Annotated in this window: 27 protein-coding genes and 1 pseudogene; 6 read left to right on the top strand and 22 right to left on the bottom strand. The window is 69.0% G+C overall.

Translation table 11 applies throughout. From position 1 onward, the window contains the following. Positions 1-113 precede the first annotated feature (113 nt). Both ABZ909_RS06695 and ABZ909_RS06690 read right to left on the bottom strand, forming a co-directional pair. Positions 114-257, bottom strand: a pseudogene (locus ABZ909_RS06695) (polyprenyl synthetase family protein); the annotation flags it as partial. Then, positions 257-925, bottom strand: a complete 669-nt coding sequence (locus ABZ909_RS06690; protein ID WP_356996674.1) for a polyprenyl synthetase family protein — start codon at positions 923-925, stop codon at positions 257-259. The pseudogene ABZ909_RS06695 and the gene ABZ909_RS06690, both read right to left, overlap by 1 nt. A gap of 315 nt (positions 926-1240) precedes the next feature. On the opposite strand from ABZ909_RS06690, the gene ABZ909_RS06685 reads away from it, so the two are divergent. After that, positions 1241-1864 (top strand): carbonic anhydrase, encoded by a 624-nt coding sequence (locus ABZ909_RS06685; protein WP_356996673.1) that lies wholly within the window; start codon positions 1241-1243, stop codon positions 1862-1864. 91 nt (positions 1865-1955) lie between these two features. Here the strand turns inward: ABZ909_RS06685 and ABZ909_RS06680 are convergent, their stop codons facing one another. Both ABZ909_RS06680 and ABZ909_RS06675 read right to left on the bottom strand, forming a co-directional pair. Next, positions 1956-2741, bottom strand: a complete 786-nt coding sequence (locus ABZ909_RS06680) for a hypothetical protein (RefSeq protein WP_356996672.1) — start codon at positions 2739-2741, stop codon at positions 1956-1958. Positions 2742-2829: 88 nt separating this feature from the next. Continuing rightward, a complete protein-coding gene (locus tag ABZ909_RS06675; protein ID WP_356996670.1) occupies positions 2830-2967 on the bottom strand; it encodes a hypothetical protein in 138 nt (45 codons plus the stop codon). 203 nt (positions 2968-3170) lie between these two features. Here ABZ909_RS06675 and ABZ909_RS06670 point away from each other — a divergent pair, with 203 nt between their 5' ends. Then, entirely contained in the window at positions 3171-3704 is a 534-nt protein-coding gene (locus ABZ909_RS06670; protein ID WP_356996669.1) for a CrcB family protein, read from the top strand. Further along, positions 3701-4060, top strand: a complete 360-nt coding sequence (gene crcB / locus ABZ909_RS06665; protein ID WP_356996667.1) for a fluoride efflux transporter CrcB — start codon at positions 3701-3703, stop codon at positions 4058-4060. The genes ABZ909_RS06670 and crcB overlap by 4 nt, the downstream gene beginning before the upstream one ends. 45 nt (positions 4061-4105) lie before the next feature. On the opposite strand, the gene ABZ909_RS06660 is transcribed toward crcB, so the two are convergent. Both ABZ909_RS06660 and ABZ909_RS06655 read right to left on the bottom strand, forming a co-directional pair. Continuing rightward, a complete protein-coding gene (locus tag ABZ909_RS06660; protein WP_356996665.1) occupies positions 4106-4993 on the bottom strand; it encodes an alpha/beta hydrolase in 888 nt (295 codons plus the stop codon). Between the two features lie 75 nt (positions 4994-5068). Further along, positions 5069-5551, bottom strand: coding sequence for a nitroreductase/quinone reductase family protein (locus ABZ909_RS06655; protein WP_356996663.1), 483 nt, complete (start codon positions 5549-5551; stop codon positions 5069-5071). Positions 5552-6241: 690 nt separating this feature from the next. Here ABZ909_RS06655 and ABZ909_RS06650 point away from each other — a divergent pair. Beyond that, positions 6242-6763: a hypothetical protein gene (locus ABZ909_RS06650; RefSeq protein ID WP_356996661.1), complete on the top strand. Its 522-nt coding sequence runs from the start codon at positions 6242-6244 to the stop codon at positions 6761-6763. Here ABZ909_RS06650 and cbiE read toward each other — a convergent pair. Beyond that, entirely contained in the window at positions 6760-8004 is a 1245-nt protein-coding gene (gene cbiE / locus ABZ909_RS06645) for a precorrin-6y C5,15-methyltransferase (decarboxylating) subunit CbiE (RefSeq protein ID WP_356996660.1), read from the bottom strand. The two genes, ABZ909_RS06650 and cbiE, sit on opposite strands and share 4 nt — an antisense overlap. Then, positions 8001-8762 (bottom strand): SDR family NAD(P)-dependent oxidoreductase, encoded by a 762-nt coding sequence (locus tag ABZ909_RS06640; protein ID WP_356996659.1) that lies wholly within the window; start codon positions 8760-8762, stop codon positions 8001-8003. The genes cbiE and ABZ909_RS06640 overlap by 4 nt, the downstream gene beginning before the upstream one ends. 67 nt (positions 8763-8829) lie before the next feature. Between ABZ909_RS06640 and ABZ909_RS06635 the strand changes: the two genes are divergently transcribed. Further along, positions 8830-9252 (top strand): PPOX class F420-dependent oxidoreductase, encoded by a 423-nt coding sequence (locus tag ABZ909_RS06635; RefSeq protein ID WP_356996657.1) that lies wholly within the window; start codon positions 8830-8832, stop codon positions 9250-9252. A 408-nt stretch (positions 9253-9660) separates the two neighbouring features. Here ABZ909_RS06635 and ABZ909_RS06630 read toward each other — a convergent pair whose 3' ends face one another. Further along, entirely contained in the window at positions 9661-10788 is a 1128-nt protein-coding gene (locus tag ABZ909_RS06630) for a Xaa-Pro peptidase family protein (RefSeq protein ID WP_356996655.1), read from the bottom strand. 281 nt (positions 10789-11069) lie between these two features. Between ABZ909_RS06630 and ABZ909_RS06625 the strand changes: the two genes are divergently transcribed. Further along, complete coding sequence (locus ABZ909_RS06625) at positions 11070-12038, top strand: 5'-3' exonuclease (RefSeq protein ID WP_356996653.1); 969 nt, start codon at positions 11070-11072, stop codon at positions 12036-12038. Here the strand turns inward: ABZ909_RS06625 and ABZ909_RS06620 are convergent, their stop codons facing one another. From ABZ909_RS06620 to dop, 13 genes are all read right to left on the bottom strand, one after another. Further along, positions 12039-12446 carry a hypothetical protein gene (locus tag ABZ909_RS06620; RefSeq protein ID WP_356996652.1) on the bottom strand — a complete coding sequence of 136 codons (408 nt, stop codon included), beginning with the start codon at positions 12444-12446 and terminating at the stop codon, positions 12039-12041. 151 nt (positions 12447-12597) lie between these two features. Beyond that, a complete protein-coding gene (locus ABZ909_RS06615) occupies positions 12598-13329 on the bottom strand; it encodes a DUF4333 domain-containing protein (protein ID WP_356996650.1) in 732 nt (243 codons plus the stop codon). 112 nt (positions 13330-13441) lie between these two features. Then, positions 13442-16138: an RNA helicase gene (locus ABZ909_RS06610; protein ID WP_356996648.1), complete on the bottom strand. Its 2697-nt coding sequence runs from the start codon at positions 16136-16138 to the stop codon at positions 13442-13444. A gap of 3 nt (positions 16139-16141) precedes the next feature. Beyond that, entirely contained in the window at positions 16142-17116 is a 975-nt protein-coding gene (gene tatC / locus ABZ909_RS06605) for a twin-arginine translocase subunit TatC (RefSeq protein WP_356996647.1), read from the bottom strand. 134 nt (positions 17117-17250) lie between these two features. After that, positions 17251-17520 carry a Sec-independent protein translocase subunit TatA gene (gene tatA / locus ABZ909_RS06600; protein ID WP_354832182.1) on the bottom strand — a complete coding sequence of 90 codons (270 nt, stop codon included), beginning with the start codon at positions 17518-17520 and terminating at the stop codon, positions 17251-17253. A 65-nt stretch (positions 17521-17585) separates the two neighbouring features. Then, positions 17586-18605, bottom strand: a complete 1020-nt coding sequence (locus tag ABZ909_RS06595; RefSeq protein ID WP_356996645.1) for a 2-dehydropantoate 2-reductase — start codon at positions 18603-18605, stop codon at positions 17586-17588. A gap of 8 nt (positions 18606-18613) precedes the next feature. Further along, a complete protein-coding gene (locus ABZ909_RS06590) occupies positions 18614-19717 on the bottom strand; it encodes a YafY family protein (protein WP_356996643.1) in 1104 nt (367 codons plus the stop codon). Beyond that, positions 19714-20706 (bottom strand): YafY family protein, encoded by a 993-nt coding sequence (locus tag ABZ909_RS06585; RefSeq protein WP_356996641.1) that lies wholly within the window; start codon positions 20704-20706, stop codon positions 19714-19716. Before ABZ909_RS06585 ends, ABZ909_RS06590 begins: the two co-directional genes overlap by 4 nt. 215 nt (positions 20707-20921) lie before the next feature. Next, a complete protein-coding gene (gene pafA, locus ABZ909_RS06580) occupies positions 20922-22280 on the bottom strand; it encodes a Pup--protein ligase (RefSeq protein WP_354832174.1) in 1359 nt (452 codons plus the stop codon). Positions 22281-22482: 202 nt separating this feature from the next. After that, positions 22483-23253 (bottom strand): proteasome subunit alpha, encoded by a 771-nt coding sequence (prcA, locus tag ABZ909_RS06575; protein ID WP_356996638.1) that lies wholly within the window; start codon positions 23251-23253, stop codon positions 22483-22485. Beyond that, positions 23250-24110: a proteasome subunit beta gene (gene prcB / locus ABZ909_RS06570; protein WP_356996637.1), complete on the bottom strand. Its 861-nt coding sequence runs from the start codon at positions 24108-24110 to the stop codon at positions 23250-23252. Before prcB ends, prcA begins: the two co-directional genes overlap by 4 nt. Further along, positions 24107-24301 (bottom strand): ubiquitin-like protein Pup, encoded by a 195-nt coding sequence (locus ABZ909_RS06565; RefSeq protein ID WP_040857423.1) that lies wholly within the window; start codon positions 24299-24301, stop codon positions 24107-24109. The genes prcB and ABZ909_RS06565 overlap by 4 nt, the downstream gene beginning before the upstream one ends. A 192-nt stretch (positions 24302-24493) precedes the next feature. After that, complete coding sequence (gene dop / locus ABZ909_RS06560) at positions 24494-25993, bottom strand: depupylase/deamidase Dop (protein ID WP_356996635.1); 1500 nt, start codon at positions 25991-25993, stop codon at positions 24494-24496. Between the last annotated feature and the right edge of the window lie 63 nt (positions 25994-26056).

The raw sequence follows: 26056 nt of genomic DNA, 5'->3' as shown, positions 1-26056 counted from the left end.
CGGAGAGGATGTCGCGGCAGAGCGCGGCGCCGGACTCGTCCAGGCGCGCAATTGCCCACGAGCCCGATCAGGTGGTCGCGGCGCTCGGGGGTGGCATGCCGCAGGGCCAGGGCGAGCAGGACGGTGTGCCTGCCCTCGCGCAGATCCCGCAGGCCGGCGTGACCGACCGGTTCGACATCGTGGAAGACGTTGCGCAGTTCGTCCTGCAGCCGCGCGGCCTCCCCCAGCGGGCAGGCGTAGGCGGTCAGCGCCCCCATCACGTCCGCATCCGCGTCGGCCAGCGCCGCGCCGACGTGCAGCGCCGCTCCACCATGCACGCCACGGTGCGATAGCGCAGGATCTCCAGCGCCTGATCCAGATCGGAGGTCGGGCGGCCGCTGGTGACCAGTTCCAGGTAGCGGCCGTAGTTCACCTCGGTGCGCAGGGTGTCGAGCACCGCCGCGGCCGCCGCGCTCTGCGCCGGGGAGAGTCCGGCGCCGTGCAGCAGCTCCTGGGCCCAGCCCAGGCCGCAGTCGCCGAGGACGATGGCACTGCGCGCACCGAACCGCTCGGCCGCGTGCCCGTCCCGGACCCGCCGGCTGCGGTCGGCGGCGATGCGATGCACGGTGGGCCGCCCGTCGCGGGTGTCGCGATCATCGAGGAGGTCGTCGTGGATCAGCGTGGCGGTGTGCAGGAGTTCGACCGCGGCCGCGGTCCGCACCACCGCGTCCGGCAGGTCGATCCCGCCGCCCGCGTACCAGCCGAGGACACAGAACAGGGACCGGATCCGGTTCCCGCGGGCGAACAGGAAGGAGCGGACCGCCCCGACCACGTCCGCGGGCAGCCGGCAGGCCGCCGCCGATTCGGCCTTCCGGTCGAGGAATTCGTGCAGGGCGGCATCGATCCGCACGCGAATCGCGCCATGGTCGAGGGGTGAATCGGTCACGGCCGACACCGTCATCACAGTCTCCAATCCCGCGCGCCGAAAACGTCGAACAACTCCACCGCGTCCGGCCGGGCCGAACGGGACTGAAACCAAAGAGATTGTAATGGATATCGCGGAGGTGGGTAAACCTTCACCGCGCCACGCCAGGCGACACACCGGTCTCGATGCGTCACGAATCCCTTTGTTGCGCAAACCAATAGACGCAATGATGGTCGCGCACCCGTCGAAATCCGCGCGTCATCGGACCGAGCGTCCGGAACACGAACGGACGGGGTGGGTAGGCGCGCTCGATCACCACTGTGCAGAATCGGACATATGCCTCACTCCAATCCGATCGGCGCCTGGAAATCTCTTCGCGAAGGCAACGAGCGTTTCATGCGGGGCACCCAGGTCCATCCCAGCCAGGGCGCCGGTCACCGCGCCGAACTGGTCGGCGGCCAGCACCCCACCGCCATTCTGTTCGGCTGCGGCGATTCCCGGGTTGCCGCCGAGATCATCTTCGACCAGGGCCTCGGCGACATGTTCGTGGTCCGCACGGCCGGGCACGTCATCGACAGCTCGGTGCTGGGTTCCATCGAGTACGGCGTGCAGGTGCTCAATGTCCCGCTGATCGTGGTGCTCGGCCACGACAGCTGCGGTGCCGTCAAGGCCACCCTCGACGCGCTCGACGGCGGGGCGGTCCCGGGCGGGTTCATCCGCAGCCTCGTCGAACGCATCACCCCGTCGATCCTGCTCGGCCGCCGTGAGGGCCTGAGCACCGTCGACGAGCTCGAGGCCCGGCACGTGGCCGAGACCAGCCGCGTGCTGATGGAGCGCTCGCAGATCATCTCGCATGCGGTCGACGCCGGCCGCTGTGCCATCGCGGGCGTCACCTACCGGCTCGAGGACGGCCGCGCCCACCTCAACCAGGTCATCGGCAATATCGGCGAACAGCCCTGAAGAATCGGCGAACAGCCCCGAAACCTGCCGCGCGTCGATTCGACACCGTGGCAGGTTTCCCGAACCCTCAGCGCTGCAGCCCTTCCCGACGTCACGGGTGCGCGCCGGCCGGCCGCACCCGGTCCGGATGGCGCGCGAGCACCGCGATGAGCACGAGCATGGGGACGGCCGCGGCGAGGGTGACCCAGCCGGTGCCCAGGTTCAGACCGTCGCTGCGGTCGGAGGCGAGCCAGTCGGTCACCGAGGCCCCCAGCGGACGGGTGACCACGTAGGCGGCCCAGAAGGCGAGCACCGGATCGATCCCGCCCCAGCGCCAGGCCACCGCCGGCACCGCGATCGCGACGGCGAACAGCACCGACGACACCAGGTAGCCCAAATGCAGTGCCGCGGCGGTGAAGTCGCCGGCGACGGTGCCGAGCGCGAAGGTCACCACGACCGTGGTCCAGTAGAAGCCTTCGCGCCGGCGGGTATCGATACTGTGCACGTCCAGGGTGCCCTCGACGCGGTACCAGAGCAGCAGCACGCCAGCGAGCAGGGCCAGGAACAGCACGGTCGATACGCCCAGTGGAATTCCGACCACGAAATCCACGATGTCGGCGACCATGGTGCCGAAGATGGCCACCATGACCACGGCGGTCCAATAGGTCCAGACGCGATAGCGGGGTGCGCGGATCTGGGCGGTCAGGCTCACGGTGAAGAGCACCAGCGCACCACCGACCGCCAGCAGCGGCGGCAGATGCTTGACGAGGAAGTCGGAGAAGGTTTCTCCCATTCCGGTGGAGAGCACCTTGATCACCCAGAACAGCGCGGTGATCTGCGGAACCTTGACGGGCAGCCCGGCCCGGGCCGAATCGGGAAGTGTCACATGGTTTGTCACGCCGACACTGTGCCGACCGGCCGCTGAGAAACCGCTGTGAAGACTCCGTCCCGCCGTGGCCGCGGACGTCGCCCGCGGCCGCGAGGCCCTACGCGCGGTAGGGGTGACCGCCCAGCGAGGCGGTGTGGACCGCGACCCGGGAGCGGGCCATGCGCAGGTTGGCGCGCTCGGATTCGGTGAGGTGGTGGCGCGTGCGAACCCCGGCGCTCCGAGTCGTCGATTTCACCGCCCGCAGCTGGGCCATTCTCCCGCGGCGATCGTGATCTCACCCACATCGTCAGCGGAGTCCGGAGCAGGCTCGCTATCCTGTCCGGTGATGCGGCGGTGGGGCTCGCCGCTCCGGACTCACGGAACAACCGCGGCCACCGACCGCCAACAGTCCCTACCCCACCATGACACCCTCGGGGTGCGCTGGAGTAGGAGACGTGTGTGAGCAGTGAGCTGGATTCGACCGACAATATCGAGACCTTCGAAGTCGAGACCTTCGAGCCGATCGACCCCGATGTCGATCTGCACCAACCCGGGCAACAACAGGAACTGTCGCGATCGCACGGCGCGATCCTGGCCGTGATCTCGATCGGCGGGGCGCTCGGCGCGCTGGCCCGATACGGGCTCGCGGTGGAGTGGCCCACCCCGGTCGCCGGATTCCCGTGGGCCACCTTCCTCACCAATGTGGCCGGCTGCTTCCTCATCGGCGTGCTGATGGTGATCGTCACCGAGACCGTCACCCCACACCCGCTGGTGCGCCCGTTCCTCGGCGTCGGCATCCTCGGCGGATTCACCACCTTCTCGACCTACGCCAACGAGACCCGCGGACTGCTGCAACCGGGCACGGTCGCAACGGCATTCACCTACATGGCCGCCACCCTGGTGTGCGCGCTGCTGGCGACCCTGGCCGCGGTCCGCCTCACCCGCGCGGCCTGCACCCACCCGATCGCCCGACGCCGGGAGGCCACCGCATGACCGCGCTGCTCGTCATTCTCGGCGCGATGGTCGGCGCCCCGGCACGGTATCTCGCCGACCGCGCCATCCAGACCCGCCACGACAGCGTCTTCCCCTGGGGCACACTGACGGTCAATCTCACTGGCTGCCTGATCCTGGGCTCGCTCACCGGCGCCGCGGTGTCGTCGCCCACCTACGCGCTCGTCGGCACCGGATTCTGTGGCGCACTGACCACGTACAGCACGTTCGGCTACGAGACCATTCGTCTCGCCGAGCAGCGCTCGTATCTGTACGCCACGCTCAATGTCGCCGTGAGCGTCATTGCGGGGCTCGGCGCGGCGCTGCTCGGTTACACCACCGCTCACGCACTGGGATAGGGCGCCAACACATCTCGATTGCACCGGTGCCCGACGACCGCCGGGTCACGGCGCCCTGCCGATTTCGAGGGAGGCGAGGATGTCGGCCGGGCGGTCGACGAACAGCAGGTGGCCCGCGCCGGGCACGAGGTGCAGCCGCGCGTCCGGCAGCGCCGCGGTGAGCCGCCGGGCATCGTCGGCGGGGACATTACCGTCGGCCTCGCCGTGCCACACCTGCACCGGCACGGTCACGTCGGACAGCCGGAATCCCCATTCACGGATGAAGACCAGGCGAATGTCGGTCGCGAAGCCTCGGCTGCCCTGCTCGAAACTGCGCCGCAGATTGGCCTCCAGCTTGCCGGCCAGTTCGGGATCGCCCTCGACCCGCTCGCGATCCACGTCCGACATCTGCGCGACCAATCCCGCGACCCCCTTCCGCCGACGGATCACCAGCGACATCTCCATCGCCATCGGATGCACCAGAAAGGGGGCCCGCCGCAGGACATTCAGCCCGCGCCGACGCCGGCGCGCCACCGGATCGAGGTCCGCGGCTTCGGCCTGTTCACCGAACGGCGCGGGCGCGGAAACGAGCGCCACGCCCGTCACCCGGCCGGGCAGCCCGGCCGCGACGGCCAGCGCGAACGGCCCGCCGCCGCTCACCCCGACGACCCCGAATCGCCCCAGCCCCAGCCGATCCGCCAGCGCGGCCACCGTGCCGACCCAGTCCGCCACCCGATCCCCCGCGGGCAGCGACGATTCCGCCATTCCGGGCCGGTCGACCGCGATGACGCGAATTCCCGCCGCTATCCCGGCCGCGTCGAAAGCCTCACCCTCCAAATGTGTTCCGGGTACGCCGTGGCAGTACAGGACCGGTATTCCAGCTCCCGCACCGTACTCGGCGTAGCTCACCCGGCAGTGCGGCAAGGCAATCGTTCGCGACGCGGCGGCACTCACCCGGAGCAGCCTAGGCCAGACCCGGCCCCAGCAGGCCGACCAACCATGTTCCACACCTGCCGGGTCGTGCCGGCGTCACCTGGGTTCGAGAAGGACGATCGGTATCACCCGCTGTCCCGCCTGCCGCTGATAGAAGGCGAAATCCGGTACCGCCGCGACGAACTCCGGCCACAGCCGGTCCCGTTCGCCCGGATCGGCCACCCGAGCCCGCACCGGCAGCACCTGGCCGCCGATCTGAATCACGGTGTCCGGATTGGCCTTCAGATTGTGGAACCAGGCCGGATGAACGCGCTGGCCGGCCTTGGACGCCGCGATCGCCACCGCGTCCCCGGCCTCCACGTAGATCACCGGCGACGCACGCCGCACACCGCTCTTCGCCCCGACATGATCGAGCAGCAGAATCCGCGCGCCACGGCGACCGGGCAGGTGCCCACCCAGCCTCCCCCGCGACCACCGATAGACGCGGACATGGACCTTCGTGGATCGACGCCCGGCATAGACGCCACGGCGGTTCGCGAATTGCGCACCGGCGGAAACCATTCGAGCGAACAGTGACATGATGCCAGTAAACACACCTGGCGCCGCGCGCAGGCGGCGTGCACGGCCCGTGTCCCGCGTTCATCTCGACGCCGCGCTCACCCGCCTCGGGATCACCCCGGCCGATGCCGGTGCCGCCGGCTGGAATACGGCGGTCCCGCTGGCCGCACCGGGATTCGGTCATGCCCTCGTGCCCGCGCTTCGCTACGACGCCGCTGCGGACAGACCGGTGCGGTTCCTGCCCTTGCCCTTCCCGTCCCCGCTGACGGTCGGGTGGGCGGTGCGCCGCTGGGAGGCGCTCGCTCCCCTGGCGCGCACCTTCGCCGACCTGGTGGCTCAGGGGCTTCGCAGCGACCACCCCGGCCCTACTGCCGTGGATCTTCCGCCACGAGCGACCTCCCCGCTACAAGATTCAACACGCCTGACCAGCGTCCTTGCCAGATCCGCGGAAGGCCTGGACTATCGAAGGGGACGGGCTCGACGTGGTCGAGAAGTGTTGGGGCAGGGTGGCCCACAAGTGCCATGTGATGAAACTCAATGGGTTGCCCCGTGTGTCGCTCTTGCGCCGCAGTGCCGCACCGACTCACGGCGAGATGGTCGCGGCCCAATGAGCGAATATATGGCAAACGCTGTGTGGTGCCGCCGCACCGCCTCGCTCCGCGCCCGGCACCGAGCCCGGCAGTGGAATTCGGCACGGAAGGATCGAAGGTGATGACCGACATGATGATCGACCCGGCGGCCGCGCGCACCCAGTTCGCCCGCCCCGCGGCGGCGCCCGCCCCGATACCGGTGCGCGGCGAAATCTCCGGCCCGGCCGCCGTCTGGCAGCAGGCGAAAACGGTACTGGTGACCCGGGCAGCGGGTCCGCGCCAGCTGATCACCGTGCCACGGCTCGTGATCCCCATCGGCGACAACGGTCTCGCCTTCCGGACCTCGTCGTACTCCACCGAGGCCGAGCAACTCGCCGAGGACGGCCGGGTGCTGGTGCAGCCCGGCGACTGGCGCGGCCATCCCAAACTCGGTTCCCGCCAGTTCCAGGGCACCGCCCGCCTCCTCACCGCGGGTACCTTCGTGCCCCGGGTACAGACCGAGATCGAGGCCAAGTACGGGTGGCGCACCGCCCTCGCCCGGGCCGCGCACCGCCTCGCCAACGGGAACACGCCCTACGGCGACCTCACCGTGCTGGTGACCGTGTTCGAGCCCGGTCCGCTCGCCCTGCCCCCGACCGATTAACTCTCTGCCGCAACGGGTTTCACGGCGGACCACTGTGTCACCGGCAGCTGTGGCCGCCAAGCGGTGAAGCCGCCCAGCGGCTCGGCCCGATAGACCTGGAAGCGGCGCAAGGCACCGCCGTGCCGCTCGGCCAGGTGCAGCAGCAGCGCATCGGATTCGGCGGTCACCGCATTCGCGACCAGCCGGCCGCCCGGGCGCAGCCGCTCCCAGCAGGCGTCGAACATGCCGTCCTGGGTCAGGCCACCGCCGATGAACAGTGCGTCCGGCGCAGGCAGCTCCGCGAACGACTCCGGGGCCGCGCCACGTACCTCCACACCCGGAACGCCCAGGACCGTGGCATTGGCCGCAATCTGCTTGCGGCGGTTCTCCATTCGCTCGAACGCAACCGCCCGGCACGCCGGGTTCGTGCGGCACCACTCGATGGCGATGGTGCCCGAACCGCCCCCGACATCCCACAGCAGCTCACCCGGCGCGGGCGCCAGCGCCGCGAGCGTCAGCACCCGCACCTCGGCCTTGGTGAGCTGACCGTCCCCGCTGTACACCTCGTCGGGCAGGCCCGGCATCCGCGTCAGGCGCGGCGAAACCCGATCGGAGACACCGTCGATGGCCACGATGTTCAGCGCATCCCCGGCCGGGTGGTCCCACTGCGCGGCGGTGCCGTGCACGATCCGTTCGTCCGGCCCGCCGAGCTGTTCCAGCACCGTGAGCGCCGACCTGCCGAAGCCATTGCGCGCCAGCAGCTCCGCGAGCTGTGCCGGAGTGTGCTGGTCGGAGCTCAACACCAAGACCCGGCGACCGCCGGACAATTCCGGGAGCACCGTCTCCACCCGCCGCCCGACCGCGCTCACCACCGGTGTCTCGTTGAGCGCCCAGCCCAGCCGCGCGCACGCCAGCGACGCCGACGACGGCTGGGGCAGCACCCGCAGGGCCTGCGCCCCAAGCAGTTTCGTCAAGGTCACGCCGATACCGAAGAACATGGGGTCGCCGCTGGCCAGCACACCGAGCCGCCGACCCGCGTACCGCTCCAGCAGCCTCGGCAGCGCGGGCACCAGCGGCGAGGGCCACGGCACTCGTTCTGCCTTCGCCGCGTCCGCGGGGATCAGCACCAATTGCCGTGCGGAGCCGAGCAATACCTCGCACGCGGCGATCTCGCGCCGCGCCGCGCCGCCCAGACCGTCCCAGCCGTCAGCGCCGATCCCGATCACCGGAATCGGCACCAACGGGCGCGAGGTTCCGGTCATCGCGGCATCCGACGCCACACCGAGTACGGCACATAGCGCATGGCCACGAACAGCAACCGAATCCGCCGCGGCACCGCCACATCCCGCCCCCGCCGATACAGCCCCGCCACCACCGCGTCGGCCACCTGATCGGGTGTGCTCGATAGCGGCGCGGGCTCCATCCCGGCCGTCATGCGCCCGATGACGAATCCGGATCGCACCATGAGCAGATGAACTCCGCTGCCGTGCAACGCCATCTGCAACCCGGTCGCGAATCCGTCCAGGCCGGTCTTGGCCGAGCCGTAGACGTAGTTCCCGCGCCGCACCCGCACACCTGCGATGGAGCTGAACACCACGATCTGACCGTCGCCCTGCTCGCGCAGCAGATTCGCCAGACTGGTGAGCACGTTGACCTGGGCGACGAAATCGGTCAGCACGATCTCGACCGCGTGCGCCGGATCCTCCTCGGCCCGAGCCTGATCCCCGAGAATCCCGAACGCCACCACCGCCACGCCGATGCGTCCGTGCTCGGCGATGATCTTCTCCAGCAGCGGCTGGTGCGACGCCATGTCGTCGGCGTCGAACTCGACGCAGTGCACCGCCGCCGCCTCGGCGATCAGCAATTCCTTCGTCTGTTCCTGTAGCTGGTCACTGCGGCGCGCCGCCAGAATCACGACCCGGCCGGGCGACAGCCGTCGCGCCACCTCCAGCCCGATCTCACTGCGCCCGCCGAGCACCAGCACGACGCCCTTGTCGACGTCCCGCGATCCGAAACCCATGGCCCACAGTTTGCCACCCGGGCACCACTGTCCGGTGCGTCCGAGTCCGGATTGCTAGCGTCGGATCATGACCACCACCGCCGCACGCCCCGAACTGTCGCCCGCCGCCGCCGACTTCGTCACCGAACGCCACCTCGCCACCCTCTCCACGCTGCGCGCCAACGGCACCCCGCATGTGGTCGCGGTCGGGTTCACCTGGGATCCCGAGTCCGGCATCGCGCGCATCATCACCAATGACGGGTCGGTCAAGGTCAACAATGTGCGGCGCTCGGGCTACGCGGCGGTGAGCCAGGTCGACGGCCCGCGCTGGATCACCCTCGAGGGTCCCGCCACCGTGCTCGACGACCCGGATTCGGTGGCCGACGCGGTCGAGCGTTACGCCGGGCGCTACCGGCAGCCGCGGGAGAACCCGACCCGCGTCGTGATCGCCATCGATGTGCAGCGCGTGATGGCCAGCAGCGTCTTCAAGGGCGACGCCGCCGGGCACTGACGCCGATCCCGGCGATCCGGGTTCGGGCAACGCGACCGATTACTTTGCGGCACACGGCCCGTCCAATCTCTCGAGTGCGCACCAGAGAGGGAGAGCCATATCCACGCTCCGACTGACTCAGGTCGGAGCGTGGACAGCCCGATACCGGACGAGGCCATGCGCGACTTCTGGCGCTACGCGGCCACTTTCGATGCGCGGGCCACCGGCGGAGGAATCCCCGAATCCCGGGATTGACCGCAATGCCGCTCATCTCGAGTGGCGGACCCGATGTCGAGTAAGCCGGCCGCGTGGCGGGGTGCCAAGCGTGCATGGCGACGTGCTCGCGCGCGGCGAAGTCGTGGCGGCGCAGGTGATCGATCCGGGGCGGGCCCGGTCCGTCGTACCTGTGGAGGCCGAAGGCGGCCGGTGCTATAGGCGAGTCAGTCCGTGGGGGCGGTTGTTCATCGACTCGCAGCCGTCCTCGGTGACGATCACGATGTCCTCGATGCGTGCGCCCCAGACCCCTGGGAAGTAGATGCCCGGCTCGATGCTGAAAGCCATGCCCGGAGCGAGGACCAGGTCGTTGCCGGCCACGATGTAGGGTTCCTCGTGCACCGACAGTCCGATGCCGTGCCCGGTGCGGTGCACGAAGTAGTCGGCCAGATCGGCCGCGGCCAGCACATCGCGGGCGGCGGCATCGATGGATTCGGCGGTGACACCCGGGCGCACGGCGGCCACCGCGGCGGCCTGAGCGCGTTCCAGTTCGGCGAACTGCGCGGCCACCTCCTCGCTCGGCTCGCCCAGCACGTAGGTGCGGGTGGAATCGGAGAAGTAGCCGGGCTCGACCGGACCGCCGATATCGATCACGACCACGTCGCCCGGCTCGATCACCCGGTCCGATACCAGGTGGTGCGGGTCCGCGCCGTGCGGGCCGCTGCCCACGATGACGAAGTCGGCCTCGGTGTGGCCCTCCTCGACAATGGCGGCCGCGATATCCGCGCCCACCTCGGCCTCGGTGCGGCCGGGACGCAGGAACTCGGCCATGCGGGCGTGCACCCGATCGATGGCCGCGCCGGCCCGGCGCAGGGCCTCGATCTCACTGGGGTCCTTGACCATTCGCAGCCGCCGTAGCAGCGGGGTGGCCGAAACCGGTAGCGAGCCAAGCTGATCGGCGATGGGCAGCAGGTGCAGGGCGGGCATGACATCGGTGACCGCCACCCGCGCACCGGCATTGAGCACGTTCCGGACAATGCGGTACGGGTCCACCCCGTCCACCCAGTCCACGATCTGCAACCCCAGCTCACCGGCCGCCGATCCCTTCAGCGAGGCCAGCTCCAGCTTCGGGATCACCACCGAGGGCGTCTCCCCGCTGGCCGGGATCACCAGACAGGTCAGCCGCTCGAAGGACTGCGCCCGCGACCCCATGAGGAACCGCAGGTCAGGACCCGGTGTAATGAGCAACGCGTCGAGATGAGCGTTGCGCGCCAACTCGGCCGCCCGCTCCATCCGTGACCCGTAGACCTCCGCCGCGAACCGTGACTCGTCATGAGCGCTCATGCCCACCGACGCTACTCCCCAGCCTCGCCACCCTCCAGCCACCGCCGAACTTCGCACCCCCAGCACCCTGTGCCACCACCGGAAGGCACCCCGACCCCGCTGCGGCCCAGTACGTTTCGACCCTCCCGCGAATGACATGGTCTTTCGGCCGCACCAGCACGCCACCATGCCGAGTCCGATGAGCAATCGCCCGGCGGGCGGAGCACATGAATTCCCGCTGCGCCCGACTCCTTCGCCGCGCTGCGTGGACCTGTCGGCCGGTCCCGGTAGGGTCGAGCGCTATGAGCACCCCTGCCGCCGGTCCGCTGCTGCTGCTCGATGGGGCCAGTCTGTGGTTCCGGGCGTTCTATGCGATCCCGGAGAAGATCACCGCACCCGACGGGCGGCCGGTCAATGCGTTGCGTGGGTTCACCGACATGGTCGCCGCGCTGGTCAAGCAGCATGCGCCGAGCCGCTTGGTGGTCTGCCTGGACCTGGATTGGCGGCCGCAGTTCCGGGTGGACCTGCTGCCGTCGTACAAGGCTCATCGGGTGGCCGAGGATGCCCGCGAGTCGGTCGACGGGGTCGTGGCCGAGGAAGTGCCGGATACCCTCACCCCGCAGGTCGACATGATCATGGAGGTACTCGAGGCCGCCGGCATCGCGACCGCCGGGGCCGAGGGCCTGGAGGCCGATGATGTGATCGGCACCCTGGCCACCCGGGAAGGCACCGACGCGGTGATCGTCGTCAGCGGAGATCGGGACCTGCTGCAGCTGGTCCGCGACACCCCGACACCCCCGGTGCGCGTCTTCTACGTCGGCCGCGGACTGGCCAAGGCGGAGCTCTGGGGCCCCGCCGAGGTGTCCGCCAAATACGGTGTGCCGGAAGAGAATGCGGGCCCCGCCTACGCCGATATGGCCACCCTGCGCGGTGACGCCTCCGACGGTCTGCCCGGCGTCGCGGGCATCGGCGACAAGTCCGCCGCCCAGCTCATCTCCCGTTTCGGCTCGGTGGAGGCCCTGCGCGCCGCGGCCGCCGATCCGGACTCCGATCTCGCCAAGGGTGTGCGCGCGAAACTGGTTGCCGCCGACGACTATCTGAAGGCCGCGGCCCCCGTCGTCCGGGTCGTCAGGGATGCCGACGTCGCTCACTCGGGCCCGGACCGGTTGCCCGTCACTCCGGCGGACCCGGATCGCCTCGCGGAACTGGCCACCGCCTACAACGCCGAGAACCCGGTCAAGCGGCTCATCACCGCCATGGCCAAGCGCTGATCAGTGCCGTAGCGGGCCCACGGGCCAGGTCTCGGACTTGCCGTCGAGATCGGTGATGGCGGCCTCGGTGAAATAGCTGTCCCGCAGATTGCGCAGGGTGATGTGGGTGGTGCCGGTGGCGGTCTTCCCGGCGGCACAGCTCGGCTGGCATACCCGCCGGTGCTCGGTGCCGTCGCCCTCGGCGGTGTCGGGACCCCAACTGCTCCAGGTGATGTCGCGGATGCTGAGCCCGCCGTCGCCACACGCCAGCACCATGCCGGCAGGCTGCACATCGGCTTTATCGGTAATGCAGTCGTTGACCACCGGACCCGCTGCCTCGGCGCCCGCGAACGGCACGGACGCCAGCCCGGCGCTCGCCACCGCCACCACGGTCGCGGTCCAGCCCGCGATACGAACAGTCGAATTCATCTCGCCCCCGATCACGATCAACCAGAAGATTTCGGCCCACTGTACTCGTCATCGACGATTAGCCAACCCCTGGCAAACGCGAGGGCCCGGCTGCGATCGTCCGATCACGCCCGGGCCCAACACAATTGCCAACTTCCCCCGCCCGAAAAAATCAGCTGGGGCGGCCGACCTCGTAGGTGCCGTCATCCTTGGTGATCTTGATGGTCACCTTCTTGCTCTCGCCACCCACCTTGAGGGTGCAGTCGAAGGTCTTGTCGACCTCGACCTTCTGACCCGACGGGCAGCTCACATCCTGGACGTCGTCGATGCCGTAGGAGTCCTTGAGCACCTTCTGCACCCCGGACTGCACGGCCTTGTTGTCCAGCTGGTCCTTGCTCAGCAGCCAGGCCAGACCGCCGCCCGCCGCGGCCAGCACCACCACGACGGCGACCACGATCCCAATGATCAGACCGGTCTTCTTCTTTCCGGCGGGCGGCTGCTGCGGCTGCGGCCACTGCTGGCCGGCCTGCTGGTTCCAGTCCTGCTGACCAGGCTGACCCTGCTGCGGCCACTGCGGCTGCGACTGCCCCCACTGCTGGTCGCCCTGCGGCTGCTGCCACTGCGGCTGACTCTGCCCCCACGGCTGCTGCACCGGCTGCTGTGGCTGCGACTGCCCCCACGGCTGCTGCACGGGTTGCTGCGGCTGGCTCTGCCCCCACTGCTGGGCCGGCTGCTGCTGTTGCGACGGGTCGCCCCACTGCGTGGTCGGCTGCGCGGGCTGCTGGCCACCCCACTGCTGAGTCGGTCCGGCGCCGGGCGCGGGCTGCTGACCGCCCCACTGCTGCGTCGGATCGTTGCCTCCCCCTTGGCCAGGGGCGTCATTCGGTCCGTACGGGCCGCTCATCTGCTTGCCTCCAATAGCAATCCGTTGTACTCACGCTAGCCCCCCGAGCGGGAACACGCTCGTGTTCCCGCTGCGGTCGGTACATCCAAGAATCAAAGCACAGTCGTATCTACTACGCCGCGTCCACGGCTACGACACCCCGGCGGATGGCCCGCACCGCTTTGCTCGCGGTGGCCGCCACCTCGACGTCGTCGGCGGTGTTGTGAATCTGGTCCAGCAGATCGATGACCTGGCGGCACCAGCGCACGAAATCGCCTGCGGAGAGCGGGTTTCCGCGATCGCCACTGGCGAGCAGCGCATCGGCGAGGTCGTCGCCGCGGGCCCAGGTGTAAACGCCCGTGACGAAACCGAGGTCAGGTTCCCGGGTGGGCTGCACCCGGTGCCGGGACTCGTCGGCGCGCAGCTGCGACCACACTTCGATGGTGGCGTCGACGGCCCGGCGAATCGGCGCGGTCGGGCCCGAAGCGCCCAGGTAGCCGCCCTCCTGCCGGGATTCGTAAACCAGGATGGACACCACCGCGGCCAGCTCGGCAGGGCCGAGCCCGCGCCACAGTCCCTGCCGAAGGCTTTCCGCCACAACCAGATCCGCCTCGGCATAGATGCGGGCCAGGCGGCGGCCGTCCTGGGTGACCTCGCCGTGCTCGACGTAGCCACGCTCCTCGAGCAGCCCGAGGATGCGGTCGAAGGTGCGCGCCAGGGAGTTGGTGGTGGCCGCCACCTGCTGGCGCAGGTGCTCGGTCTCGCGCTCGACCCGGTTGTAGCGTTCGCCGATACGCGCCAGCTGTTCCCGATCCGGCCGCGAGTGCGCCGGATGATTGCGCAACGCCCGCCGCAGGGTCTGCAGGTCGCGGTCGTCGGCGGCCTTGGACTTGCCGCCGCCCTGCCGCCCGCGCCGGGGCGCGGTGATGCCGGTGCTGCGCAGCGCGGAGGCCAGGTCACGGCGCACCCGCGCGGTGCGATGGTCGACATGCTTGGGCAGCCGCAGCCGGCCCAGCGATTCGGCCGGGGTCGGGAAGTCCGCGGCCGAGACCCGGCCCGCCCATTTGTCCTCGGTGAGCACCAGCGGACGCGGATCGCCCGGTGTCGCATCGGGTTCCAGGATCACGGCCAGACCCTGGCGGCGTCCGGACGGAATCGCCACCACGTCCCCGCGCCGCAGTGCGGTGAGCGCGGCCACCGCGGCCTGCCGCCGGTCGGTGCGGCCCTGTCGTTCCAGGTGCCGTTCCCGGTCCCGGATGCGTTCGCGCAGCTGGATGTATTCGAAGAAGCTCTCGTCGCCGAGCTGCGAGCGCAGCTTGCGTAGCTGGGCCTCGTTGCGTTCGATGCCCCGCACCAGGCCCACGACCGACCGGTCCGCCTGGAACTGGGCGAAGGACCGCTCCAGCAGCGCCCGCGACTCCACCGCGCCCATGCGATCGACCAGATTGATGGACATGTTGTAGCCCGGCCGGAACGACGACCGCAGCGGATAGGTCCGCGTCGATGCCAGACCCGCCACCGCGCTGGTGTCCACCTCCGGTTGCCACAGCACCACCGCGTGGCCCTCGACATCGATGCCGCGCCGCCCGGCCCGCCCGGTGAGCTGCGTGTACTCCCCCGGCGTCAGCTCGGCGTGGCTCTCACCGTTGAACTTCACCAGCCGCTCGAGCACCACGGTCCGCGCCGGCATATTGATGCCGAGAGCCAGTGTCTCCGTGGCGAACACGGCCCGTACCAGCCCGCGCACGAACAGTTCCTCGACCGTGTGCCGGAAGGCGGGCAGCATGCCCGCGTGGTGCGCGGCGAAACCACGGTGCAGCGCCTCGCGCCACTCCCAGTACCCGAGCACCTCGAGGTCACTGTGCGGCAGGTCCCCGGTGTGCTTCTCGATGATGGCGTCGATCGCCTCGCGATCGTCCTCACGCGAGAGATCCAGCCGCGAGCGCACGCACTGTGCCAGTGCCCCATCGCATCCGGCGCGGCTGAAAATGAACGTGATCGCGGGCAGCAGCCCCTCGTCGTCGAGCCGGGCGATCACCTCCGGCCGCGGCATGGGCCGGAACGAGCGCCGCGGCCCGCCACGACCGCGCCCGGGCACCGCCCAATTGTCCATCCGGTCGACGGCTTCGCGGTGCTTGATGTAGCGCTGCAAGTCCCCGTCCACGATCACCTTGGCGTCGCTGGACTTGGGGTCGAACAGGTCGAACATGCGCCTGCCGACCATGACGTGCTGCCACAGCGGCACCGGCCGGGTCTCGTCCACGATCACCGCGGTGTCGCCGCGCACGGTCTCCATCCACGCGCCGAACTCCTCGGCATTGGAGACCGTCGCGGACAGGCTGACCAGGCGCACCTCCGGCGGGAGGTGCAGGATGACCTCCTCCCACACCGCGCCGCGGAAGCGGTCGGCCAGGTAGTGCACCTCGTCCATGACGACATACGAAAGCCCGCGCAGCGCATCGGAACTCGCGTACAGCATGTTGCGCAGCACCTCGGTGGTCATCACCACCACCGAGGCGCCGGGGTTGATGGACTGGTCGCCGGTCAGCAAGCCGACCTCGTCACGACCATAACGTTCGGTGAGATCGGCGAACTTCTGGTTCGAGAGCGCCTTGATGGGCGTGGTGTAGAAACACTTCCCGCCCGCGGCCAGCGCCAGGTGCACCGCGAACTCGCCGACCACGGTTTTGCCGGCGCCGGTGGGCGCGCAGACGAGCACACTGTGCCCGCCCTCGAGCGCCGCACACGACTGCCGCTGGAACGGATCGAGCTCGAATTTCAGTTCGGCGGCGAATGCCGCCAGTTCGCCAGTAAGCGACCTTGATGTCACTTTTCAGAGAGTATCGGAGTAATCCGACACGCCTCGCGTTGTTTTCTCGAGCGGTGTCGCGGCCACCGGTTCCGCGGTCGGCACCGGAGTCGGGGCGTCGACGCCGCCGGGCGCGGTGTCCAGCGGAGACGCCTCGTCGTCGGCCAGCTTGTCCCAGGCCTCCGCATTGCGGGCCCGGCGCTTGTCGTTGAGGCGCGCGAACTGCACCGCGATCTCGAACAACAGCGTCAGCGCGAGTGCCAGCGACAGCATGGAGATCGGGTCCTGCGGGGTCACGATGGCCGCGAACACGAACAGGCCGAAGATCAGTCCGCGCCGCCACTTGGTGAGCCGCTGATAGGTCAGCACCCCGAGGAAGTTCAAACCCACGATGAGCAAAGGGGTTTCGAAGCTGACACCGAAGATCACCAGCAGCTTGATGATGAAGCTGAAGTACTGCGCACCGCTCAGCGCGGTGATCTGCACGTTGTTGCCGATGGTCATCAGGAAGCTGAGCGCGTGGGCGACCACCCAGTACGCCAGCACCGCACCGGTGACGAACAGCGCCGCGCCCGCCGCCACGAACGAGATCGCGTACTTGCGTTCCTTGGCGTACAGGCCGGGCGTGATGAATGCCCACAGCTGATACAGCCAGAACGGGCTGGCCAGCACCACACCCGCGGTGGTGCCGACCTTCAGACGCAGCGTGAACTGCTCGAAGGGCGCGGTCGCCAGCAATCGGCAGGCGCCGTCGGCGCTCAGATTGGCCCGCGAGGAAGCGGGCAGATCACAGTAGGGGCCGCGCAGGATCTCACCGAGACTCTCGATCCCGAAGATCGAATGCGAGTACCAGAAGAACCCGAACAGGGTGCCGATCGCGACCCACGCCAGCGCGATGAGCAAGCGCCTGCGGAGCTCCGAGAGGTGCTCCACCAAGGACATGGTGCCGTCGGGGTTCGTGCGGCGCTTACTGCGCCGGGGATCGAACGGGATGCGCATGTGTGTGTGACTGCCTCCGCCTTGCGGCCAAAGAAGACGCGGGCGCGACTGCACGCCCCTGAAGATCCGGAGAAACCGGACCCGGACAACGCCTCATCCGGGATGAGCGGCGCTCATCCCGGATGGTCGTGGTCTCAGGCCTTCTGCTGATCGTTCGGCTGCGGCGTGGGCTGCACCGGCTGGGCGGGCGGCAGCTGGGCCGGCGGCTGCACCGGCTGGGCCTGGGCCTCGGGAGCGGCCTCGCCCGTCTTGCCCTCGTTCTGCATCTGGCTGACCTCGGTCTTGAAGATGCGCATCGAGCGACCCAGGCTGCGGGCCGCGTCGGGCATGCGCTTCGAACCGAAGAACAGCAAGAAGATCAGCACGACGATCAGCAAGTGCCACGGGCTGATGGCGCCTGTCATTCCATTACCTCCAAAGACTCTGGTGAGTCCGATGCTACCGGACCCGCACATCGCGAAGCTCGTTGTCAACCCTTGTTCGCCGCGCCGTCACGCGCGGCGTTGGTGAGCTGTTCCAGCAATTCCGGGCCCGACCAGGTGCGCCGGTCGCCGTTCTCCGCAGCTGACACGAGTTCGATCAGCTGCTGGTTCACCGGCGTGGGTATTCCTACCATGGTCCCGAGGCTCACGATTTCACCGCACAGCCAAGGGATTTCGGTTTTGCGCCCGGCAGCCAGGTCGTCGGCCATGGACGAGCGGGCCACCGGATCGACCGCCAGCACCTTCCCGGCAACCCGTCGGAAGACGCCATCGGGCACGGTCAGCAGCCGGGCCATGATCTCCGGCGGCAGCGGCGTGAGCCGGGCCGGGCGGATGCGGGCCGCCGCCATGACGTCCAGCGCCTCCCGCTGGGCCAGGGCCAGGCAGCGGCGGTAGTCGCGGGTGCCGAGCTCTTCGCGCAGCGGGCGGCCCGACAGCGCGTTGATGGGGTTGTTGAGGTTGAGCAGCAGCTTCGCCCACTGGATGGGCAGCAGATCGGTATACCGTTCGAAGCCCAGACCGGAATTGGCGAAGACCGGGCCGAAGCGGTCGAGCACCGGGTCGTCGGCGACGTCGACCCCGCCCGCGGTGCCGCGGTGGAAGCGGCCCTGGCCATGATGGACGACATTGAACATGACCATCCCGGCCAGCACCACGCAGGTAGGCAAGAGCTCGCGGATGACCGCGTCGTTGCCGATGCCGTTCTGCAGGCTGATCACCACCGTGCCGGGCCGCACCAGGTCGGCCAGTTCGGCGGCGGCGGTCGCCGTGGCCGCGGATTTCACGGTGATCAGCACCAGATCGGCGTCACCGGCGGGCTCGGTGACCGCACGGAAGGCATCCGGTTCGACCCGCGCGTCATTGCCGTCCAGATCGGTGAGCTGCAGCCCGAAGGTGCGCAGTTCCTCCACCAGGCGCGGCCGTCCGACGAAGGTGACCTCGGCCCCCGCCGCGGCGAGCCGGCCGCCGACGTAGCAGCCGATGCTGCCCGCCCCCAGCACCGTCACGCGGAAACTCAAGCGGGACCGACCCCCTCGAGCCCGGCGTAGGCGGCCAGCGCCGAGCTGGACCGCTCGCGCACCGCGGTCACCAGTTCGGCCGGGCCGAGCACGGTGACGCCGGCGCCGAAACCGAGCAGCAGGCGCGCCATCCAGTCCAGGGTGGCGAAGCGCATGGTGGCCTCGACGCTGCCGTCCGGGTGGGCGGTGACCCGATGCATCGGGTACTGCTCGAGCACCCAGGCGTAGTCGGGGCGAATCAGCAAGCGCGCCAGCGGGACCGCGGGATCGTCGACGAACAGGTCTAGGGCGGCGGTCTCGTCCGCGGCCGCCTCGGCGGGCGGGCGGGCCGGCTCGGCGAGCTCGGTGGCCTCCTCGATGCGGTCGAGCCGGAACAGGCGCACGCCCTCGGCCTGCCGGCACCACGCCTGCAGGTAGCTGTTGTTGTCCACCAGCACGATTCGGATCGGGTCCACGATCCGCTCGGAGACCACGTCGCGGCTCGCCGAGTAATAGACCAGGCACAGCGCGTGATCCCGCTCCAGCGCGGACCGGACGGTCGCCACAGCGGGGGCCTCGACCGGCACGGGGAGCGGCGGTCCAGCGAATTCCCGCCCGGTGATGGCGGATTCGATCTTCGCGATGGCGGCGTGCGCCGCGCTCGGGTCCACCATGCCGGGCAGGTCCGCGATGGAGCGCAGCGCCACCAGCAGCGCGGTCGCCTCCAGGGAGGTGAGCCGCAGCGGGCGGTCGATGCCCGCGGAGAAGGTGACCTCGATGCTCTCCTCGGAGAAGGACAGGTCGATGAGATCGCCCGGACCGTACCCGGGTAGGCCGCACATCCACAGCTGGTTGAGATCGGCCATCAGCTGCTTGGAGGACACGCCGAGTTCGGCCGCCGCCTCCGCCGCGCTGATACCCGGATTGGCCTGGAAATACGGAATCATGTTGAGCAGCCGGGCCAGCCGGGTCGACAGCCGGCTGGTGCTGGCCGCCGCGCTCCCCCGCCGGTCCTTCGCACCCTCGGAAGCCCGTGCGCCGTCACCGGTTCCGCCCCGGCGCGCGCCGGTGGCGTCGATCACATTGTCTCCCCGGCGTTTCCGCGACGCAGCCTCGCTCATGCCGACACCTCCGTCCGCTCCAGCACCGACTTCAGGCGCGCGATCACATTCTCGCGCAGGTCTTCCGGGGCGAGCACCAGGGCATCCGCGCCGAGTCCGGTGATGAGCCGGGCCAGCCAGTCCCGGGATCGGATGGGCACCTCCACGATCGAGCCGGGACGTCCGCCGAGCGCGCGGTCCTCCATGACCGGCCCGAGCCGGCGGATCTCCTGCCCGCGGCCCTCGGCCACCCACACCGTGGCCGAGCCACTGATCGGGGTCTGCGCGGTGACCTCGGCGACCACGGCCCGCAGGTCCAGGTCCTCGGGCTTGTGCACGGCATTGGCCGGACCGTACTCGGTGACGTCCTCGTCGATACGGGAGATACGGAACACGCGCTGCGCGTCGCGGACATTGTCGTGCGCGACCAGATACCAGCGGCCGTGGTGGGTGACCACACCCCAGGGCTGCACGTCCCGTTCCACCGGATCCCCGTGGGACTGCCGGTGTTTGAACGTCACCGCCCGGCCGGCGTCGATGGCCGCGAGCAGTTTGCCGAGCACCGGTTCCGAGCCGCGGGTGCGGGCCGGGACCGCGGGCACCGCCGACACCCCGGCATCGGGCTCCACATGAATACCGGCCGCGCGCAGCTTGAGCAGACCGCCCTCGGCGGCCGCGGCCAGCTCCGGGGACTCCCACAGCTGCACCGCGACCGCGACCGCGGCGGACTCCTCGCTGGTCAGATCGATATCGGGCAGTTCGTACGCATCCCGGTTGATGCGATAGCCCTCGACACCCGAATACCGGCTCACCGGACCGATTTCCAGGGGTATGCCCAGATCGCGCAGCTCGTTCTTGTCGCGCTCGAACATCCGGCTGAACGCCTCGTCGCTCGCGGACTCCTCGTACCCGGCGACCGACTCCCGGATGCGCTCCGCGGTCAGGAACTGCCGGGTGGACAGCAGCGCGATAACCAGATTCATCAACCGCTCGACCTTGGATATCGCCACCCGATAGAGAGTAATGGACTGTGTTCGATTTGCCTCCGCCGCGCTCCGGCGGGGTTCGCGGCCAGGCGCGGGGAGGCGGAGCCGTGAAGGCTCGTTCTTCCCTCGCTCCACTCCCCCGCTCCACTCGGTCCGGAACGAGACGGGCCGCGAACCTTCGGGCGTCCTCCGAAATCGGAGAATCCGAGTGTTCGCGGCCCGTGATCAACCAAACCAGCTCACATCGAGGCGATGAGGCGATCCACGCGCTCGTCGACCGAGCGGAACGGGTCCTTGCAGAGCACCGTGCGCTGGGCCTGATCGTTGAGCTTGAGGTGGACCCAGTCGACGGTGAAGTCGCGGCCCGCCTCCTGAGCGGCGGTGATGAAATCGCCGCGCAGTTTGGCGCGGGTGGTCTGCGGCGGCGTGGTCACCGCCGCGTCGACCGCCTCGTCCTCGGTGATCCGCTTGGCCAGACCCTTGCGGGCGAGCAGGTCGAAGACGCCGCGGCCGCGCTTGATGTCGTGGTAGGCCAGATCCAGCTGGGCGATCTTGGGATCGGACAGCTCCATGTTGTAGCGGTCCTGGTAGCGCTGGAACAGTTTGCGCTTGATGATCCAGTCGATCTCGGTGTCCACCTTGGCGAAGTCCTGCGCCTCGACGGCATCCAGGGTGCGGCCCCAGAGATCCACCACGGCGTCGACCTGCGGGTCGCGGTCGCGGTTGCGCAGGTGCTCGACGGCGCGGGCGTAGTACTCACGCTGGATGTCGAGCGCCGAGGCCTGCCGGCCACCGGCCAGCCGCACCGGGCGACGGCCGGTCAGATCATGCGACACCTCGCGGATGGCGCGAATCGGGTTGTCCAGAGCGAAGTCTCGGAACGCGACACCCGCCTCGATCATCTCGAGCACCAGCGAGGCCGTGCCCACCTTGAGCATGGTGGTGGTCTCGGCCATGTTCGAGTCGCCCACGATCACGTGCAGGCGCCGGTACTTCTCGGCATCGGCGTGCGGCTCGTCGCGGGTGTTGATGATCGGCCGGGACCGGGTGGTCGCCGAGGAGACGCCCTCCCAGATGTGCTCGGCCCGCTGCGACAGGCAGAAGGTGGCCGCCTTCGGCGTCTGGAGCACCTTGCCCGCGCCGCAGATCAGCTGGCGGGTGACCAGGAACGGCAGCAGCACATCCGAGATCCGGGAGAACTCGCCGGCGCGGACCACGAGGAAGTTCTCGTGGCAGCCGTAGGAGTTGCCCGCCGAGTCGGTGTTGTTCTTGAACAGGTAGATATCGCCGCCGATACCCTCCTCCGCGAGCCGCTGCTCGGCGTCTATGAGCAGATCCTCCAGAACCCGCTCGCCGGCGCGGTCGTGGGTGACCAACTGCACCAGGCTGTCACATTCGGCCGTGGCGTACTCCGGATGGGAACCGACATCGAGGTAGAGCCGGGCACCATTACGAAGGAACACGTTCGAGCTACGGCCCCAGGAAACTACCCGGCGAAACAGATACCGGGCCACCTCGTCAGGACTCAACCGACGGTGACCGTGGAACGTGCACGTCACCCCGAATTCGGTCTCGATCCCCATGATTCGTCGCTGCACCCTATCGACATTACAGCGGAGTTGTCGCCGGTAACGGGCTTGTCGGACAGCTGATGCAAACGTATTCACAACGATTTAGCACGGGATGCAACGTGGCACGCGCTCTACCCTGCGAAAAAGCAAGGCTCCTTTGCACTCTGCTATTGAGAGTGCAAAGGAGCCTTATCCCGAATAGCGGGATTTGCCTACGCCGGCGCGGGCCCTACGACGGGTCCCCGCTCGACGGCTTCTCGGCCTCGGCCGCCGCTTTCGCGGTCGGCGCCTTGCCGGTCACCAATTCCTGCAGCGCGGCGCCCTGGATGCGGCGGAACGCCCGCCGCGGCCGGGACTGCTCCAGGGTTGCCACCTCGAGCGAGGCGGAACCCAGGGTGCGCTGCTTGTCCTTGTCGCCCTCGGGGACGGCCTTCTGCAGCGCGGCCACCGCCGTGGAGATGGCCGAATGCAGATCCATGCCGGGCTGGTACGAAGCCTTGAGGGCGGTGGTGATCGGGTCGGTGTTGCCGCCCATCACCACGAATTCACGCTCGTCGACGATGGAGCCGTCGAAGTTGATGCGGTAGAGCACCGAGTTCGAGGACTGCTCCGGATAACCCACCTCCGCGACGCAGATCTCCACCTCGTAGGGCTTGAGCTGGTCGGTGAAGATGGTGCCGAGGCTCTGCGCGTAGAGGTTGGCCAGGAAGCGGCCGGTGACATCGCGGCGGTCGAACTGGTAGCCGCGCAGATCCGCCTGCAGGATGCCCCCGCGGCGCAGCGCCTCGAACTCGTTGTACTTGCCGACCGCGGCGAACGCGACCCGGTCGTAGAGTTCACTGATCTTGTGGAGCGTGGCCGAGGGGTTCTCGGCCACGAACACCACGCCCTTGTCGTACACCAACACCACGACACTGCGGCCCCGTGCGATGCCCTTGCGCGCAAGTTCGGTCTTGTCGCGCATGATCTGTTCGGCCGACGCGTAATACGGCAGTGTCATGCTTCGCCGATCCCCTCTGCCGCCAGCGCGGCCCGCTCCTCCACCATCGCCCGCGTGATCTCCTTCAGGCGCTCCTCGGTCACTTCCTCGGAGCCCTCGGCGTCGATCACGATCGCGGTCGGGTAGATGTTCCGCATCGTGTCGGGCCCGCCGGTGGCGGTGTCGTCGTCAGCGGCGTCGAAGAGCGATTCGATCGCGATCCGCAGCGCCCGGTCCTGATCGATCCCGCGCGCGTAGGTCTTCTTCAGCGACGACTTGGCGAACAGCGAACCCGACCCCACCGCGGTGTACCCGAAACGCTCTTCGCTGCGGCCGCCGACCACGTCGTAGGACACGATGCGCCCGGTCTTGTCCGGGTCCTGCGCGGCCGGGTCGAAGCCGACCAGCAGCGGCACCACCGCGAGACCCTGCAGGGCCGCGGGGAGGTTGTCGCGCACCATCTTCGACAGCTTGTTGGACTTGCCGTCGAAGGTGAGGGGCACGCCCTCGATCTTCTCGTAGTACTCGAGTTCCACCGCGAACAGGCGGATCATCTCGATCGCCATACCCGCGGTGCCGGCGATGCCGGCCGCGGAGTAGGTGTCGGTGATGTACACCTTCTCGATGTCACGGCTGGCCAGCAGGTTGCCCTGGGTGGCGCGGCGATCGCCCGCGATCAGCACACCGCCGCGGTAGCTGACCGCGACGATGGTGGTGCCGTGTGGCGCTATGTCCGACGGCACGCCCGGATTGGGGTGCGTGCCGTCGGGTCGGATTCCGTTGCCGGGCAACAGTTCCGGAGCGTGCAAACGCAGGTACTCGGAGAAAGAGGATTGGGCGAACCCCAACTGGAGCCGCAGGGGGTCACCTTGGGTCACTGGCCGCCCTTCTGCACGTATGCGCGGACGAAGTCCTCCGCGTTCTCCTCGAGCACGTCGTCGATCTCGTCGAGCAGGTCGTCGGTTTCCTCCGCCAGCTTCTCGCGACGCTCCTGTCCCGCCCCACCGTCGCCGATCGGGCCCTCGTCCTCGTCGCCGCCACCGGCGCGCTTGGTCTGCTCTTGTGCCATAGCAGCCGACCTCCTCTGTGATCATCGGCGAGCACCGGAGAAGATCCGATGCTCGTCCCCCAACACTACCCACCAGCGGGGACAACATGCCGGATTAAGCGTCATTGTGCTGTTGCCGCGATCTCCCCGCCGCCATGTCGCGGACACGAGAAAGGGGCACGGGGTTCAGCTCCCGTACCCCTTTCGCATGGCCTAGTGGGTCAGCTGCTGGACCAGTTCGGAGGCGGTGTGCACGCCGTCCAGGAGTTTGCCCACGTGGGACTTGGTGCCGCGGCGGGGCTCCAGGGTGGGGATGCGGACCAGGGAGTCGCCGCCCAGGTCGAAGATGACCGAATCCCAGCTCGCGGCCGCGATATCCGCGCCGAAGCGGCGCAGGCACTCGCCACGGAAGTAGGCGCGGGTATCGGTGGGCGGGTTGGTCATGGCGTCGGTGACCTCCTGCTCGGTCACCAGGCGCTGCATGGAGCCACGGGCCACCAGGCGGTTGAAGAGGCCCTTGTCCAGGCGCACATCCGAGTACTGCAGGTCGACCAGGTGCAGCTTGGGGGCGGCCCAGGACAGGCCCTCACGGTTGCGCATGCCCTCGAGCAGGCGCAGTTTGGCGGTCCAGTCGAGCAGGTCTGCGGTTTCGAGGGGGTCACGCTCGAGCAGGTCCAGCACGTGGGCCCACTTCTCGATGACGTCCTTGGTGCGCTCGTCGTCGTTTCCGGTCCGGTCCATGAACTTCTCGACCCGGTCGAGGTAGATGCGTTGCAGCGCAAGGCCGGTCAGTTCGCGGCCGTCCGAAAGCGCAACGGTGGCACGCAGAGTCGGGTCGTGGCTGATGGTGTGCACGGCGGTGACCGGGCGGGCAAGCTGCAGATCCGAGAGGTCCTCGCCGGCCTCGATCAGGTCCAGCACCAGGGCGGTGGTGCCGACCTTGAGGTAGGTGGACCATTCGGCGAGGTTGGCGTCGCCGATGATGACGTGCAGGCGGCGGTACTTGTCGGCGTCGGCGTGCGGTTCGTCGCGAGTGTTGATGATGCCGCGCTTGAGGGTGGTCTCCAGGCCGACCTCGACCTCGATGTAGTCCGCGCGCTGCGACAGCTGGAAACCGGGCTGGTCACCGGACTGGCCGATGCCGACCCGGCCGGAGCCGCAGATCACCTGGCGGGACGCGAAGAACGGGGTCAGGCCCAGGATGATCTGGTTGAACGGGGTCTCGCGGCTCATGAGGTAGTTCTCGTGGGTGCCGTAGGAGGCGCCCTTGCCGTCGACATTGTTCTTGTACAGCTGCATGCGCGGGGCGCCGGGGACGCTGGAGGCGTAGCGGGCGGCGGCCTCCATGACGCGCTCACCGGCCTTGTCCCAGATGACCGCGTCCAGCGGGTCGGTGACCTCGGGGGCGGAGTACTCCGGATGGGCGTGGTCGACGTAGAGGCGGGCTCCGTTGGTGAGGATCATATTGGCCGCGCCGACCTCGTCGGCGTCGATCACCGGCGCGGGCCCGTTGAGCCGGCCGAGATCGAAACCGCGCGCGTCGCGCAACGGCGATTCCACCTCATAGTCCCAGCGTGTGCGCTTGGCGCGCGGCACGCCCTCGGCCGCGGCGTAGGCGAGCACCGCCTGGGTGGACGTGAGAATCGGGTTGGCCGACGGCTCGGTAGGCGTCGAAATGCCGTACTCGACCTCGATTCCGATGATGCGCTGCATGCGATCGAGCCTAGGCGAAAGGCACGCCCGGACGGGGGTGGACTGTCCGGGTTGGGGTCATTC

Origin of the sequence: Nocardia sp. NPDC046763 (assembly GCF_040645495.1) — a bacterium.
In the GTDB taxonomy this organism is placed as follows: Bacteria; Actinomycetota; Actinomycetes; order Mycobacteriales; family Mycobacteriaceae; genus Nocardia.
This window is presented reverse-complemented; position numbering and strand designations above follow the sequence as displayed.

What these genes read in the sequence shown, in the direction of transcription:
- tatA (WP_354832182.1), bottom strand. Translation starts at nt 17,520, where the DNA reads ATGACAGGCGCCATCAGCCCGTGGCACTTGCTGATCGTCGTGCTGATC.
- crcB (WP_356996667.1), top strand. Translation starts at nt 3,701, where the DNA reads ATGACCGCGCTGCTCGTCATTCTCGGCGCGATGGTCGGCGCCCCGGCA.
- ABZ909_RS06565 (WP_040857423.1), bottom strand. Translation starts at nt 24,301, where the DNA reads ATGGCACAAGAGCAGACCAAGCGCGCCGGTGGCGGCGACGAGGACGAG.
- cbiE (WP_356996660.1), bottom strand. Translation starts at nt 8,004, where the DNA reads ATGACCGGAACCTCGCGCCCGTTGGTGCCGATTCCGGTGATCGGGATC.
- ABZ909_RS06635 (WP_356996657.1), top strand. Translation starts at nt 8,830, where the DNA reads ATGACCACCACCGCCGCACGCCCCGAACTGTCGCCCGCCGCCGCCGAC.
- dop (WP_356996635.1), bottom strand. Translation starts at nt 25,993, where the DNA reads ATGCAGCGCATCATCGGAATCGAGGTCGAGTACGGCATTTCGACGCCT.
- ABZ909_RS06620 (WP_356996652.1), bottom strand. Translation starts at nt 12,446, where the DNA reads ATGAATTCGACTGTTCGTATCGCGGGCTGGACCGCGACCGTGGTGGCG.
- tatC (WP_356996647.1), bottom strand. Translation starts at nt 17,116, where the DNA reads ATGCGCATCCCGTTCGATCCCCGGCGCAGTAAGCGCCGCACGAACCCC.
- ABZ909_RS06655 (WP_356996663.1), bottom strand. Translation starts at nt 5,551, where the DNA reads ATGTCACTGTTCGCTCGAATGGTTTCCGCCGGTGCGCAATTCGCGAAC.
- ABZ909_RS06650 (WP_356996661.1), top strand. Translation starts at nt 6,242, where the DNA reads ATGACCGACATGATGATCGACCCGGCGGCCGCGCGCACCCAGTTCGCC.
- ABZ909_RS06685 (WP_356996673.1), top strand. Translation starts at nt 1,241, where the DNA reads ATGCCTCACTCCAATCCGATCGGCGCCTGGAAATCTCTTCGCGAAGGC.
- ABZ909_RS06590 (WP_356996643.1), bottom strand. Translation starts at nt 19,717, where the DNA reads ATGAGCGAGGCTGCGTCGCGGAAACGCCGGGGAGACAATGTGATCGAC.
- ABZ909_RS06640 (WP_356996659.1), bottom strand. Translation starts at nt 8,762, where the DNA reads ATGGGTTTCGGATCGCGGGACGTCGACAAGGGCGTCGTGCTGGTGCTC.
- ABZ909_RS06625 (WP_356996653.1), top strand. Translation starts at nt 11,070, where the DNA reads ATGAGCACCCCTGCCGCCGGTCCGCTGCTGCTGCTCGATGGGGCCAGT.
- ABZ909_RS06615 (WP_356996650.1), bottom strand. Translation starts at nt 13,329, where the DNA reads ATGAGCGGCCCGTACGGACCGAATGACGCCCCTGGCCAAGGGGGAGGC.
- ABZ909_RS06630 (WP_356996655.1), bottom strand. Translation starts at nt 10,788, where the DNA reads ATGAGCGCTCATGACGAGTCACGGTTCGCGGCGGAGGTCTACGGGTCA.
- prcA (WP_356996638.1), bottom strand. Translation starts at nt 23,253, where the DNA reads ATGACACTGCCGTATTACGCGTCGGCCGAACAGATCATGCGCGACAAG.